Source organism: Thermococcus paralvinellae, assembly GCF_000517445.1.
In the GTDB taxonomy this organism is placed as follows: Archaea; Methanobacteriota_B; Thermococci; order Thermococcales; family Thermococcaceae; genus Thermococcus_B; species Thermococcus_B paralvinellae.
This window is the reverse complement of record NZ_CP006965.1, coordinates 1725603-1737699: the sequence shown is the minus strand read 5'-3', so window position 1 is coordinate 1737699 and position 12097 is coordinate 1725603. Positions and strand designations below refer to the sequence as shown.

At 39.4% G+C, this 12097-nt stretch carries 13 protein-coding genes and 1 tRNA gene; 4 read left to right on the top strand and 10 right to left on the bottom strand.

The features are described from left to right. The first annotated feature begins 5 nt into the window (after nt 1-5). Nucleotides 6-1118: an ABC transporter ATP-binding protein gene (locus tag TES1_RS09535; protein ID WP_042682261.1), complete on the top strand. Its 1113-nt coding sequence runs from the start codon at nt 6-8 to the stop codon at nt 1116-1118. Nucleotides 1119-1126: 8 nt separating this feature from the next. Beyond that, the gene (locus TES1_RS09530) at nt 1127-2152 is read left to right on the top strand and encodes a TrmB family transcriptional regulator (protein WP_042682259.1); all 1026 of its coding nucleotides are present in this window, start codon (nt 1127-1129) and stop codon (nt 2150-2152) included. A gap of 49 nt (nt 2153-2201) precedes the next feature. On the opposite strand, the gene tpiA is transcribed toward TES1_RS09530, so the two are convergent. The 4 genes from tpiA to TES1_RS09510 form a co-directional block, all read right to left on the bottom strand. After that, the gene (gene tpiA, locus TES1_RS09525; RefSeq protein WP_042682257.1) at nt 2202-2879 is read right to left on the bottom strand and encodes a triose-phosphate isomerase; all 678 of its coding nucleotides are present in this window, start codon (nt 2877-2879) and stop codon (nt 2202-2204) included. Nucleotides 2880-2933: 54 nt separating this feature from the next. Beyond that, entirely contained in the window at nt 2934-4892 is a 1959-nt protein-coding gene (gene gor, locus TES1_RS09520) for a glyceraldehyde-3-phosphate:ferredoxin oxidoreductase (RefSeq protein WP_042682255.1), read from the bottom strand. Between the two features lie 121 nt (nt 4893-5013). Next, nucleotides 5014-6138 (bottom strand): fructose-1,6-bisphosphate aldolase/phosphatase, encoded by a 1125-nt coding sequence (fbp, locus tag TES1_RS09515; protein WP_042682253.1) that lies wholly within the window; start codon nt 6136-6138, stop codon nt 5014-5016. Nucleotides 6139-6298: 160 nt separating this feature from the next. Further along, complete coding sequence (locus tag TES1_RS09510) at nt 6299-6532, bottom strand: hypothetical protein (RefSeq protein ID WP_042682251.1); 234 nt, start codon at nt 6530-6532, stop codon at nt 6299-6301. A 105-nt stretch (nt 6533-6637) separates the two neighbouring features. Between TES1_RS09510 and TES1_RS09505 the strand changes: the two genes are divergently transcribed. Continuing rightward, nucleotides 6638-6778: transfer RNA gene (locus TES1_RS09505), tRNA-Trp, on the top strand. A gap of 271 nt (nt 6779-7049) precedes the next feature. Here TES1_RS09505 and TES1_RS09500 read toward each other — a convergent pair. The 3 genes from TES1_RS09500 to TES1_RS09490 all read right to left on the bottom strand — a co-directional run bounded on the left by TES1_RS09500 (nt 7050) and on the right by TES1_RS09490 (nt 8782). Continuing rightward, complete coding sequence (locus TES1_RS09500) at nt 7050-7502, bottom strand: Lrp/AsnC family transcriptional regulator (RefSeq protein WP_042682249.1); 453 nt, start codon at nt 7500-7502, stop codon at nt 7050-7052. A gap of 64 nt (nt 7503-7566) precedes the next feature. Next, nucleotides 7567-8121, bottom strand: coding sequence for an XTP/dITP diphosphatase (locus TES1_RS09495; protein WP_042682247.1), 555 nt, complete (start codon nt 8119-8121; stop codon nt 7567-7569). Nucleotides 8122-8293: 172 nt separating this feature from the next. Beyond that, nucleotides 8294-8782 carry an adenosine-specific kinase gene (locus tag TES1_RS09490; protein ID WP_042682246.1) on the bottom strand — a complete coding sequence of 163 codons (489 nt, stop codon included), beginning with the start codon at nt 8780-8782 and terminating at the stop codon, nt 8294-8296. A 59-nt stretch (nt 8783-8841) separates the two neighbouring features. On the opposite strand from TES1_RS09490, the gene TES1_RS09485 reads away from it, so the two are divergent. Continuing rightward, nucleotides 8842-9744, top strand: a complete 903-nt coding sequence (locus TES1_RS09485) for an Lrp/AsnC family transcriptional regulator (protein ID WP_042682244.1) — start codon at nt 8842-8844, stop codon at nt 9742-9744. Here TES1_RS09485 and TES1_RS09480 read toward each other — a convergent pair. From TES1_RS09480 to TES1_RS09470, 3 genes are all read right to left on the bottom strand, one after another. Continuing rightward, entirely contained in the window at nt 9741-10670 is a 930-nt protein-coding gene (locus TES1_RS09480; protein ID WP_042682242.1) for an SPASM domain-containing protein, read from the bottom strand. The genes TES1_RS09485 and TES1_RS09480 overlap by 4 nt on opposite strands. Nucleotides 10671-10784: 114 nt before the next feature. Then, nucleotides 10785-11219, bottom strand: a complete 435-nt coding sequence (locus tag TES1_RS09475; RefSeq protein WP_042682241.1) for a molybdenum cofactor biosynthesis protein MoaE — start codon at nt 11217-11219, stop codon at nt 10785-10787. Nucleotides 11220-11221: 2 nt separating this feature from the next. After that, the gene (locus tag TES1_RS09470) at nt 11222-12040 is read right to left on the bottom strand and encodes an SAM-dependent methyltransferase (protein ID WP_042682240.1); all 819 of its coding nucleotides are present in this window, start codon (nt 12038-12040) and stop codon (nt 11222-11224) included. Nucleotides 12041-12097 lie beyond the last annotated feature (57 nt).

Below are 12097 nucleotides of genomic sequence, written 5' to 3'. Positions count from 1 at the left end.
TTAACATGGTTGAAGTTAGACTTGAAAACCTCAAGAAGTATTTTGACAAGGGAAGGGTAAAAGCAGTTGATGGAATAAACCTAACGATAAAAGATGGTGAATTTTTGGTTCTTTTAGGGCCGAGTGGCTGTGGGAAAACAACAACACTTAGAATGATCTCTGGACTAGAAATACCAACAGCGGGAAAGATATGGTTTGGGGATAGAGACGTAACATATCTGCCCCCAAAGGACAGAAACATTTCGATGGTCTTCCAGAGCTATGCAGTATGGCCGCATATGAAAGTCTACGACAACATAGCGTTTCCATTGAGGATAAAGAAATACCCAGAAAATGAAATTAGAAAAAAAGTCAAGTGGGTTGCTGAGCTTTTGCAGATAGAGGAGCTTTTGGACAGATATCCTGCCCAGCTAAGTGGTGGTCAGAGGCAAAGAGTTGCAGTTGCTAGGGCTATTGTTGTTGAGCCTGATGTTCTCTTAATGGACGAACCTCTCTCAAATTTAGATGCAAAGCTCAGAGTCATGATGCGTGCTGAAATTAAAAAGCTTCAAGCTCAGCTTAAGGTCACGACGATTTATGTTACCCACGATCAGGTTGAGGCAATGACAATGGGTGACAGAATTGCTGTGATGAGGCAAGGAAAAGTCCTACAAGTAGGGCCACCAGTGGAAGTTTACTCGAAGCCAAATTCAATCTTTGTTGCAACTTTCATAGGGGCCCCAGAGATGAACATTGTTGATGTTACTGTCAAAGAAACTGATAAAGGTGTTGTTTTAGAGGGAGAAGGATTTGAAGTGCCTCTCCCTGAGGAGTTGGGGGAACTCCTTAGAGATTACATTAACAAAACTGTTGTGTTTGGAATAAGGCCGGAGCACATGACTGTTGAGGGCATCTCTGAATTTCTGCACGTCAAAAGAAAGGCAAAGATTAAAGGTGTGGTTGATTTTGTAGAAGCGCTGGGAACTGATACAATAATCCATGCAAGAGTGGGGAGTAAAATCATAAAAGTTAAAATACCTGGTCATGTAGCAGTAGAGTTAAAGAAAGAAATTAGCATAATCATAGACCTTGACAATATTCATGTCTTTGATAAGAGCACCGAAAAAGCGATAATCTGAGGGATAATATGAGCGAAAAAGAACTTAAAGAACTCCTCAAGGAGCTAGGATTCAATGAGTATGAGGTTAGTGCATACCTTACCCTAATCAAGGAAGGACCTTTAACAGCTGGTGAATTGGCAACTCTCTCAAAAGTTCCTCAGCCAAGGATATACGACGTAATTAGAACTCTTATGGGCAAAGGATTTGTAATAACAATCGGTGGTAGACCTAAAAAGGTAGTTGCAGTTAATCCAGAAAAAGTTTTCTCTGAAATCGAGCGTAAATATGTCAGAAAAGTTAATTTGGTAAAAGAAATGCTGAAGGAGCTTTACAACCCGGGAGAGGGTGAGATAGGGAATATAATCGTAGTGAAAAGCAAGATAACCTTTGAAAAATATGTAAAAGATGCCATCAAAAATGCCAAGAGGCATATATCTTTGGCTCTTCCTCTCTCTTTCTTGAGGAAAATTCAAGATGACCTCATGAAGAAGAAAAAGATGGGTGTCGAGATAGATTTATTTGTATATGGAACAGGCAAAGTTCCCCCAGTTGCTCATAAAATCAAGATTAGGGAGGTTCCAGATCCATTTATTTTGATCCAAGATAAAGAGATGGGAATTTATGCACCGAGTGAAGCCCTGATGTCAGGAACTTCAAGTCTTCACGGCTACGCAATGATAATTAAAGATGAAAATTTACTGTTCATGTTTGACCGATATTTCTATCATGCCCTCTGGCCTACCGGAAAGACTGTGTATGAGGAAGAAAGGAAGTTGATTCTTCCAAAAGAGTATATTCACATAAGAAAGTTAGTTAGGGATATACGGCTCTTTAACTTAATGAATTCAAAAGTTAGAGTCATAGGGAAGTTCGTTAAAAGCAAAGAACCTGTAGAAATTGAGGGTAGGATAGTGGACTACTACGAAGATAAAGCTAAGGTTATTTCAAATATCACTGTTGAGACTGAAGACGGAAAAAGGTATGTTGTCGGTGGCTGGAATTCTTCTCTTGAAGATATCGAGGCCGATCTAATAGTTATTGAGAAGGCATAGATTCCCGTTATATAACTTTAGTCAGAAAAATTTAAAGGGAATTGAGAATTCAAACAATCAGGGAAACTAAATTCCAAATTGCTTTTTCTGGGTCTTTTGCTTTTGTAACTCCGCTCGCTAAGAGGACACCAACTGTTCCAAGTTCTAATGCCTTCTTTACGTCTTCTCCAGTTGAAATTCCAGCACCACAGAGGACTTTCACATTAGGATTGACTTTCTTAACCAGCTCGACAGTGTCTGTAATAACTTCTGGTTTTGCTTTACTCACAGGTATGCCGGTTCCAATAAGCTCAGGAGGCTCAACGGCAACATAATCTGGGTCTAAGGCAGCAACAGCTGCTGAAACCTTTGGATTGTTTGAACAGACCATTGTCATTAAGCCAACTTCTTCAGCTCTCCTGATTGCAGCCTCTAAATCAGCCAAAAGCATTCTGTTCTCTGAGTGGTTCAAAAGGGTTCCAACAGCTCCAGCCTCTTTAACAGCCTCTGGCAGAACGTGGCCTGTATGACTGCCAGGCTTTATTGGGTCAATATGCTGGGCAAAGACTGGAATCTCAACCTCTTGAGCTATTCTGTAGAGGTCAGCTAACTGCGGAGCAACTACAATTGTTATCCCCGTCTCCTTATAAACCTTTTCAGCGGCTTTGGCAATTCTCAAAGCTCCTTCTCCAGTAGCTTGGGCATACGTCTTAAAATTAATTGCAATAATTGGCTCTTTCAATTTCATAGATATCACCTCGAATTTTTATTTTTGGATATGTAGATAAGTAAGAAGGAAAATTTAAATTGTCCAATCAACTCCTAAAATTTCACTGTAAGCATCGAGCACTCTCTTGAGGTATTCTTTTGCAGTGCCAACTTTGTCCTCCTTGAACTTCTCTGCCCACTTCTCATTTCCAAACTCTTCCGCACCTGCAACAACTAAATCAATGACTCTCATGCTGTCCCAGAATACAGGCTCATAACCCGCTTTCTTTGCATAGTTTATGAGCTTTCTTATGACTTTCTTTGCGTGTTCTTCCATGTCGACATTCTCACCATAGGCTTCGAGGAAGAGAGCTTTGAGAACTGGTTTCATCCAACCTCTATGGAATCTACACCACCCAACATTGTCATACCAGAACTCCCATAAGGCGCTTGCCACTATCTTCTGGGCAAGCTCTTCGGGCTCAAGGAAAACTCCAAACTGGTAGAATGTCCAGTATCTTCCTTGAATTGGCAACGGAATGTAATTTCCTATTGCCCAATACATTGTTGGACAGATTTCTCCATCTTCACCAAGAGGTGTAAAGACTGCATAGTCTTTGAAGCTCTCGCCATAGTTTAATCTATCCTTGAACTTCTCATCAAGAATTGCGCTTGCTTTTCTCTTTCCCAAGCCTAAAATCTTGGCAATTTCAGTTTCTGCAAAAGCCACTTTATGGGCTAATTCTGCAACAAGCTTTGCATTCTTTTCGCTCGCTTCAACAGGTTTCAGAATTAGGGCATCTTTGTTGAACTCTGGCTTATCGCTTAAGCCAACTTCTTCTGGCTTGAGAAGTCCTCTGTAAACGAGCTCAAGAACCCATGCAGCTAGACCACCGAATTCTATTGCATCAAAGCCCATTGCATCAACAGCGTGAACACTTATATCGCTTGCCCTAAGTGCTATGCTTCCGCTTAATGGTCCGTTAGCTTCATAAGGCTCATACTCGACGTGGTGACCTCTACGGAACTTCTTACAGACGACAGGACACGGTTCACCACAAGTCGTCCAGTTCTTAGTTTCAATAGCTTCCTTGTTGAAAGGCTCCCAGTAGTGCTTCATTATGTTCTCGTGAATCTTGATTCTCTCCTCTTTGTTAATGTAGGGCATCTGCCAGTTTAGAATTGGCACGAAGTCGCCTTCAGCTGGATAGTTTCCACCAAAAGTTCCACCAGTCTTCAGCTTTGGATTGTATTTATACTTTGTAGTCTTTTCACTGATAATTTGGAACATTGGTTTTTTGTGAACCCCCTCAACTATAGGTCTTGCGACTTTTATGTCCCCAATGTTCTCTTTGGGGAATTTTTTCTTTGCTTTTCCTCCAAAGATTATCGCAACAACGTTATGAGCTCTCATCAAGACGCTTCCGCTTCCTCCTCTTGCTGCCCAGTCCTCGCTTCCTTCTACACGCTTTCCATTCTTTAACGTCTGTGAGAAGATGGCCCCAAAGTTCGAGTTGAGTGAAGCTGGACCAACACAGGCAATTCTAAATTCACTGTCAAATTTATCCTTGAAGTTATCTATGAGATATTCAGTTAGGGCATAGACGCCTTCTTCTCCCTTGTATCCCTTCCAGATTTCGATAACTTTTTCCAACTCTATTTCATGCAACTCAACGTTGATGTTTTCTCCATCTCCTTGTAGAAGAATTATGGTTGGCTTCTCTCTCTTACCTTCAAGAACTACAAAGTCCACTCCAACTCTCTGGAACTGATATGCTGCTCCACCCATCGCTGAAGGAAAGATGACTCCGTAGAGTGGTGAGCGAAAGACAAACATCAATCTGTGTGCTCCTGGAAGAACAGAACCGGCAAATGGACCTTTTCCGAAAACTGTGACATTCATTGGGTCATAAGGATCAACTTCGTATGTTTTGTAAACCTCATCATGAAGGTAAAGAGCGTAGTCTATGATTCCATATATCCCTTCCTTCTCCACGCTTTCCATTTTGATTTCTTCACTGTCCAGCTTAATTTTGAGGACTGTGAATTTCATGCTGATCCCTCCATATCACTCTGAGTGTTAGTTTAGAAAAGAATTATTTAAGGTTTTTGAATGAGAAAGCTCCCAAGAACATGTACAAATAAGTACGTGAAAATTAAAAAGAATAGAGGCTTTAGAGAGGCTTAAATCTATCTTTGAGTCTTTCAAGAATTCCTGGCAATGTAGTGTACTCCATGTCTTCAAGTGGTAGGCGGTGTGGCTCAAATGGGCCGTGTCTTCTCATGTAGTCTGTAATCTCCAACGCCTTCTGTCTTGCCCAATCAAATGCTGGATCATCAAAGAGGTCAACTGGCCCTATGAGCTTCCCTTCTGGGCTTATCTGCCATCCTAATGCAACAACTCTTGGAGGTCCGTCGAATCTTGAGGGTGTTGCATATTTGAGTGGTACGGGCATTATTGGTCCGTTGTGTGAACCCCTCATCCAACCGCTTACCAAGTGTGGGAATGCAAATGGCTCTAAGACCTCTCCAAGAGCTGGCAAACCGCTTTGGGCTCTTACTATTGCAACTGGATCATCTTTTCCTACGTACTCGCCGGCAATTTCAAAGAGCTTTTCTGTAGAAATGACAGCAACAGGTTCATCCTTTGGTATCTTGTGACCCTCTTTTGGATAGACACTTTTTATGACATATCTTGATTTTGCTCCGATTAATGCTAAGATGTCGTAGAGCTCCTCTGGAGAGCTCATTATAACTCTCTTGTGCTCCAGTATGTCCCAAATCTCGAAGCGGAATCCCATGTGCATGTTTGGATCAATTACAAGTCCAGCTGTGTTGAATGGGTCAGCAAACATTCTGAAGATTGGCAGATTGAATGCTCCTGGCTCAGTTTTGTCCATATGGAACGTCACTATTGGCTCGCTTTTTCTTAGAGTGATTTCCATTTCAGCAGCTCCCGGACCCATTCCTCTAATGTTTCCGCTGAATGCGTCTTTAAGCAAGTCTTGCCCAGCTCCATAAAGGCCAAGCTCTTTAGCTACTTCAGTTGCCTCTTTAAATGCGTTCCAAGCCAAGCCGTGGATATCTGGACTGTCAACTCCTTTCTTGTGCGTCATTATCAGTTGCAAATCATCGCCACAGTATGTGACATGGAAGTCGATGATTGTTCCCTCTTCTTTTGCTTTTGAAAGAACTTCCTTTGCTCTTTCTATCAAGGCTGGATGAACTTTGTGATGTCCTGGCCAGCCTCCGATATCTGCTTTTATAACGCTAATTGTTATTTTCTCTCCAATTGCCATTTTCGTCACCAAATAACCATATGTTATTTTAGCCTTATAAAATTTTGTTAAGCAAAAATGTATCACTACAAATGATACAAAAACTCGAAAAAAGTTGCTGATTTGTGAAAACATTTACTTTTAAAATATAAAGGAAAAGGAAAGGGTTCTTTTATATTTATCATTCACAGATATCAGTCCAACCAAACTCTTCTTTAACAACTTTGATCAGGTTTTTAAGCTCTTCTTTTTTGATGTTCACACTGCTTGTTGCTCCTACAAGGGCTATAATCCCGTGAATTTCTTCTTGTACTTGTATGACATCATCACTAACCTTTGTGACCTTAAGTTCCCTTTTAGCTACTTCATCTTCACTAATCTTGAATTTGTCTTGTCCGATCATTATTGCAGTCATGACACTCACCAAAATATTTTTGTAAGTTAAAGTTAATAAAACTTTCCGCAAAATTAGGAAGGATAAAGCTTATAAGCTGATCAACATCTAAGGAGTATTGAACGTGGGGGCGTGGTGTAGCCTGGTCCATCATCGCGGGCTCCAGAGGTGTGAAGACAGGCGGGTTTGCTGATTTGGGGATGAGCCTTTGGAGCTCTGACCCGGAGAAACCCGCGGACCGGGGTTCAAATCCCCGCGCCCCCACCATTTTAACAAGTTCTTTTGTTTGAGAGTGCTGATTTTTGAGTAAAAGTCTGCTACATAGTATGTTTTACAAGTTTCTACAAAGTGTCTATTATTAAGAGTGAACAGAAGTGCCATCAATCTGGGGAATGCACTCGAAGATTACAAGGCTTTAATCAAATAAGCTTTTACTCTTAAAATTAGCTTAGCTAGAGCAAACCTCATGAAGGGCTCATCTAACTCCTCGCATCATCATAAAATCAGGAAGGAGAACGGTAATCATCGCCCTAATCAATCAAACATCTTCTTTCACAGTAACAAATGATACCATTGTTACGGTTTGATCAATGCCCTTTATCTCCCGTAACTTATCAATAACTATCTTCCCAATGTCTTCAGCTGAAGAGGCTCTAACTTTTATAAGCAGATCCCATTCTCCAGCTATAATGTGTACTTCGTAGACACCATTAATTCTAGCTACTTTTTCTGCAACCTCTCTTTGAGTTAATCCCGAATCTGGATCATAACGTGCCAAAATGAAAGCTGTTGTTCCTAAGTTAAGCTTTTTGTAATTTGGCTTTATTGTGAATTTCTCTATAATTCCTTCTTCAACAAGCTTTTTTATGCGGTAGTGAACGGTTGTCCTGGGTATGCCTAACTTTTTGCTGAGTGTTGCTATGTTCTCTCTCGCGTTTTCCTTTAGCTCTTCAAGGAGCCTTAAATCAATTCTATCTAGGATCTCCCCCATTCTAGGTCCCTCACCTTGTTGTCATTTCTTCAACTTATGACCCATCTTCTTTGTCGTTTAACCATTATATAAGGTTTTCTTTTAGCCATTTTGAGAATGCCATTAAAGCCTTGCCTCTATGTGATATCTTATTCTTTTCTTCAGTTGTCATTTCGGCAAAAGTTTTGTTAAATCCCTCGGGAATGAATATCGGATCGAATCCAAAACCTAAGCTTCCTCTTTTTTTGTATCCAATTCTTCCATTTACTATTCCTTTGAAAATGTGTATCTCTCCATCATAATATCCGATAACACTCTTGAAATATGCCTTTCTATTTTCAACTCCATCCATAAGCTTTAGAATACCTTCATTTCCAAGAGTTTTGAATACATATGCAGAATAAACTCCTGGAAATCCGTTTAATGCCTCGATAAACAGTCCTGAATCATCTATGAAAAATGGTTTATCAATCTTGTCTTTGAGCCATTTAATGGCAAATTCAACAACTTCCTCCAGCTCTTTTGCCTGAACTTCAGGGTATTCAATTTTTTGTTGGATAATTTTGATTCCTAAAGGGGTGAAATATTTTTGAGCTTCTTCGACTTTACCTTTGTTTGAAGTTATGAATACTATCTCCACGTTTATCACCGATAAGTAAGTTTTTATCTCTCTAAGGGCTATGAAACCTTTATATAAATTTTACTAATCACAATGCAACTCTAAAAGGCCTTTAAATATGGATTAACAATTAAAGTCTAAGTATAATAAACAAAAGTGAACAAAAGTGTAGCAAACGTTATATTATTCTGTTTCAGTCAATAGTGTAGCCAATCTTTTCAACGAGTTCTCTTCTCTCTTTTTTCTGTTCTTCTGTCTCAATTTTGTTTGCAGCTTTGCCATCAACTATTCCAAGAACTGATCTTCCTAGTTCTGTTTCTGCAACTATAACCTGCATTGGATTCTCACTTGCCCCGTAGACCATAGCAACTGCTGGATGGTTTTTAACTGTGTTAAGGACGTTTATTGGAAATGCATTTCTCATAAGAATTACAAACACATGCCCAGCACCAATTTTTACGGCATTCTTTGCAGCAAGCTCCTCTAGTTCTTTGTCATTCCCGGTGTATCTTGTCAGCTGTGGTTTTGCCTCATTCATAGCTATCCCAAATTTGATCCCTGGAACAGTTGTTAGTAGTGCTCTCGCTAAGTCATCAATTGTGAAGATTGAGAAATTGCCTTGTCCAATAATGCACTCAACTCCTTCTGGTTTTTCAATATCAACAACCTCAATCTTAACCATAACCATCACCAAAAATAATTTAATTCTGATTGCATAAAACTTTTTCTTAGTGGGGTCAAATGAACGAAGTAAAAATTGAGGAAGTTGAGTATCTTGCTGAAATCTTGGAGAAATCTCCGAGGGGAAGTCTTTTAAAAATAGCAAAAGAGGAAGGTATAGATTACTATAAACTCAAAAGGCTTTATGACAAGTATTATGGCAAATATGTCCATGTTTCTGCTATATATGATATTGCAAAGCTTGGATTGAAGAGCTATGTGGCATTTTTGTCTGTTCCTAGAGAAGATATAAGGAGAGTTGCACTTCAAATGGCAAGAAACCCATTTATTCCATCAATAGCCGCAATGTTTGGATTTAAAAATGGAATTTCTGCTGTTCTCCATGTCCCAAAAGAACAAACGAATCTAATTGACGAACTCCTATCAAGGTATTCCGATGATTACGAATATTATGAAGTGAGAGCTTATCCAGAGAAGCCCAAGGAATTTGGAGATTGGAATTTGAGTTATGATTATGCTGTCTTAATGGACATACTGAAATATGATGCTAGAACTAGCCCGACAAAAATGTCTGAGCTTTTAGGGAAATCCAGACCCACAATTAGCTACATGATTAGAAGACTTGAAGAAACGGGAATAATTCGAAAATATTATGCGTTGGTTGACATGACTGCATATAACAGGGGTTTCTGTGGTATAACCGATGAGCTTTCTGAGAAAATCCTTGGGAAGTTTAGGAATTATGAGATTCACCTTGGAGTTTTAAAACCTCAAGGATATCTTATCGAATGGTATTTTTCATCAAAGGAAGACATTGGAGCTAAGATATTTGAGTTTAGTAGGTATGTCAAAAAGTTCGCAATTTATTATTTTGACCTATTGGAGGGAATTGAACCAAATTATAAATTTGCAGAGAGAGTAAAAAGGGATGGAAGCGGGTATAGATCGATTTTAGAGTTCTAGCCTATGTTGCAATATTCAACTCCAAAAATGTCACCACTTGCTTGATATTCAAGGGCTCTGCAGTCATGGCAGAGGTACTTAAATGGGCAAGTACTGCAGCCTTCAATGTTATCTTTAGTTAATTTCCAGAAGTTTTTGAGCCTCTTTTTTCTCAGGAGTTGTTTTATGCTCTCGCTTTTAGCGTCTCCAACGACAAAATTTCTTAAGAGTGGGCAAGGTAGAGCGTATCCATCTGCAGTTATTGCTAATGTCCCAGCGAGACAATCATGGTAAGTATCAGTAGTTGGAGAATGGATTCTCCTCATTTCAATAAGGTTGAAATTGACATATCTTAGTGAACCGGGATATAGTATATCGATGTACATCTCCCCATGGAACTGGGGTGGATGCTTAAGGAATTTTTGATACTCTCTGTATGTCATCATTATAAGAGCTCCGTAAACCCATTTTAGTTTTTCAAGCTTTTTGAAATTTTCTGGAGAATACTCAAGTTCTACTATAAAGTTAATATCTTCCTCTGGGGATATCTTTTCAACATCTTCTAATCTAATGATGGCATAAACCTCTTTAATTCCAAGTGCTGCTGCGTATCTTGCAATTCTGACTAGGTATTCGGGGCTATCATAGTTAGTTAAATAAAGCTCCCTACCTTTGGTAAAGTAGAACTCTTTGACAATTTCTTTAACTCTTTCAACGCTTAATGGTTCTCTTCTAAGTATGAATTCATTGTTTCCAATACATCCAAGAGACCTTGGAATCCCTGTAACTTCAGAAAATTTACCTTTTCCCTGTCCTAACTGTAAAATTAATCTTTCAAGCTTTCCTGAGTGAGAATAATTGCTCCATGGGGGCTTTCCTATGGCTGCAATATTTAAACTTCCTCTAATACCCACATGGGAAACAGTGGTGCTTATGACATTCTCCATTTAGCTCCACCAAAGATAGAAGTGGAGAAGAGCTATATATACTTTTTCTATGCGGATTTTTATTACTACTGTATTTAGTTTGCAAAAAATGAAGAGTACAAAAATGTACAGCAATTAGTCTGCTGGTATTATTTTATCCCCCTCTATCCAGAATTCGCCCTTATCGGTTACCTCCTTCTTCCAAATGGGAACCCTTTTTTTGACTTCGTCTACTGCCCATATACATGCTTCAAATGCCTCTTTTCTATGCTTTCCAGCTGCTACTATTAGTATTGTGTTCTCTCCAACTTCAAGTTCGCCGTAGCGGTGCCAAATCAGGATTTCTTCAATTGGAAATTTTTCTTTTGCTTCTTTCCTGATTTTTTCCATTTCCTTGAGAGCCATCTCTTCGTAGGCTTCATAAATTAGCTTCTTTACTTTTCGTCCATGGCTTTCTTCTCTAACTTTGCCCAAAAAGATTGCAATGCCTCCAGTTTTTCTTGAGGAAACTAACTCAATAGCTTTATCAACGTCAAAATCATCTGGCTTCTTAAACAGCTTTGCGAGCATTTTTAACCCTCCACAAATTCATTAAGTGGCATATTCTTTCGTGGATTTTTGAAGACCAAAACGTCTGCAACTCCCAAAACTTCATGTTGCCCTTTGGTTATTAATTTGAAGTCTTTAAAGAAAATGCCCCCTATTCCCAGTATTCCGGCTATGTCCCATAATCTGTGTTCTTCCTCAGCAATTTTTTCAAAACCAGGTAGTTTGTAGTATGTTCTCTTGAACATGCCTCTCTTTAGGTTGTAGCCTTCATGAATTGAAACCAGTGTGTAATCCTCTGTCTTGGTTTCAATAAGGAAATCTTTGTAGCCTGTGTTATAGAGAATACCGAACACTCTGTCTGATTCCTCCATTAGGAAAATCCCATCTTCTTTAAGAACATAAGAGACGTTGGCAAAAATCCTTACCGTATCAAAGGGGTCAAAGTGGGGCATTGTTAATCCCCAGAGTATGACAATGTCATAGTGGGCTTCTTCAAAATACCTGTGGAGTTCTCTTATATCTGCTACAACAATGTTTGCCTCTGCATTAACACTGTATGATTTAATCCACTCATCAATGAGGTGCAGGTCTTTTTCTCTTAGATCGACAGCAGTCAGCTCAACTTTAACTCCTTTATTACTAAAGGCCTTAGTTAATGCAGCACCAGCAATTCCAGTTCCAGCCGCTAAGTCCAGAATTGTGATTTTTTCTTTGCTCTCGATAATTCTCTCTTCAATTAACCTGTCAAAAACTCTCACAATTCTTTCAAATCTTATCTTTGTGGCTTCATCATCTGGATGCATGGGCCAGTGAAGAAATTCATAAAGCTTTTCAAGGTTCATTTTCGGTTCCTCACCAAGTAGTTTCTAATGAAGACTTTAAGCCTTACTAATCTGATC

Bases quoted from the DNA above. Each gene is read 5' to 3' on its own strand.
- TES1_RS09535 (WP_042682261.1), top strand. From the start codon at position 6: ATGGTTGAAGTTAGACTTGAAAACCTCAAGAAGTATTTTGACAAGGGA.
- TES1_RS09530 (WP_042682259.1), top strand. From the start codon at position 1,127: ATGAGCGAAAAAGAACTTAAAGAACTCCTCAAGGAGCTAGGATTCAAT.
- tpiA (WP_042682257.1), bottom strand. From the start codon at position 2,879: ATGAAATTGAAAGAGCCAATTATTGCAATTAATTTTAAGACGTATGCC.
- gor (WP_042682255.1), bottom strand. From the start codon at position 4,892: ATGAAATTCACAGTCCTCAAAATTAAGCTGGACAGTGAAGAAATCAAA.
- fbp (WP_042682253.1), bottom strand. From the start codon at position 6,138: ATGGCAATTGGAGAGAAAATAACAATTAGCGTTATAAAAGCAGATATC.
- TES1_RS09510 (WP_042682251.1), bottom strand. From the start codon at position 6,532: ATGACTGCAATAATGATCGGACAAGACAAATTCAAGATTAGTGAAGAT.
- TES1_RS09500 (WP_042682249.1), bottom strand. From the start codon at position 7,502: ATGGGGGAGATCCTAGATAGAATTGATTTAAGGCTCCTTGAAGAGCTA.
- TES1_RS09490 (WP_042682246.1), bottom strand. From the start codon at position 8,782: ATGGTTAAGATTGAGGTTGTTGATATTGAAAAACCAGAAGGAGTTGAG.
- TES1_RS09485 (WP_042682244.1), top strand. From the start codon at position 8,842: ATGAACGAAGTAAAAATTGAGGAAGTTGAGTATCTTGCTGAAATCTTG.
- TES1_RS09480 (WP_042682242.1), bottom strand. From the start codon at position 10,670: ATGGAGAATGTCATAAGCACCACTGTTTCCCATGTGGGTATTAGAGGA.
- TES1_RS09475 (WP_042682241.1), bottom strand. From the start codon at position 11,219: ATGCTCGCAAAGCTGTTTAAGAAGCCAGATGATTTTGACGTTGATAAA.
- TES1_RS09470 (WP_042682240.1), bottom strand. From the start codon at position 12,040: ATGAACCTTGAAAAGCTTTATGAATTTCTTCACTGGCCCATGCATCCA.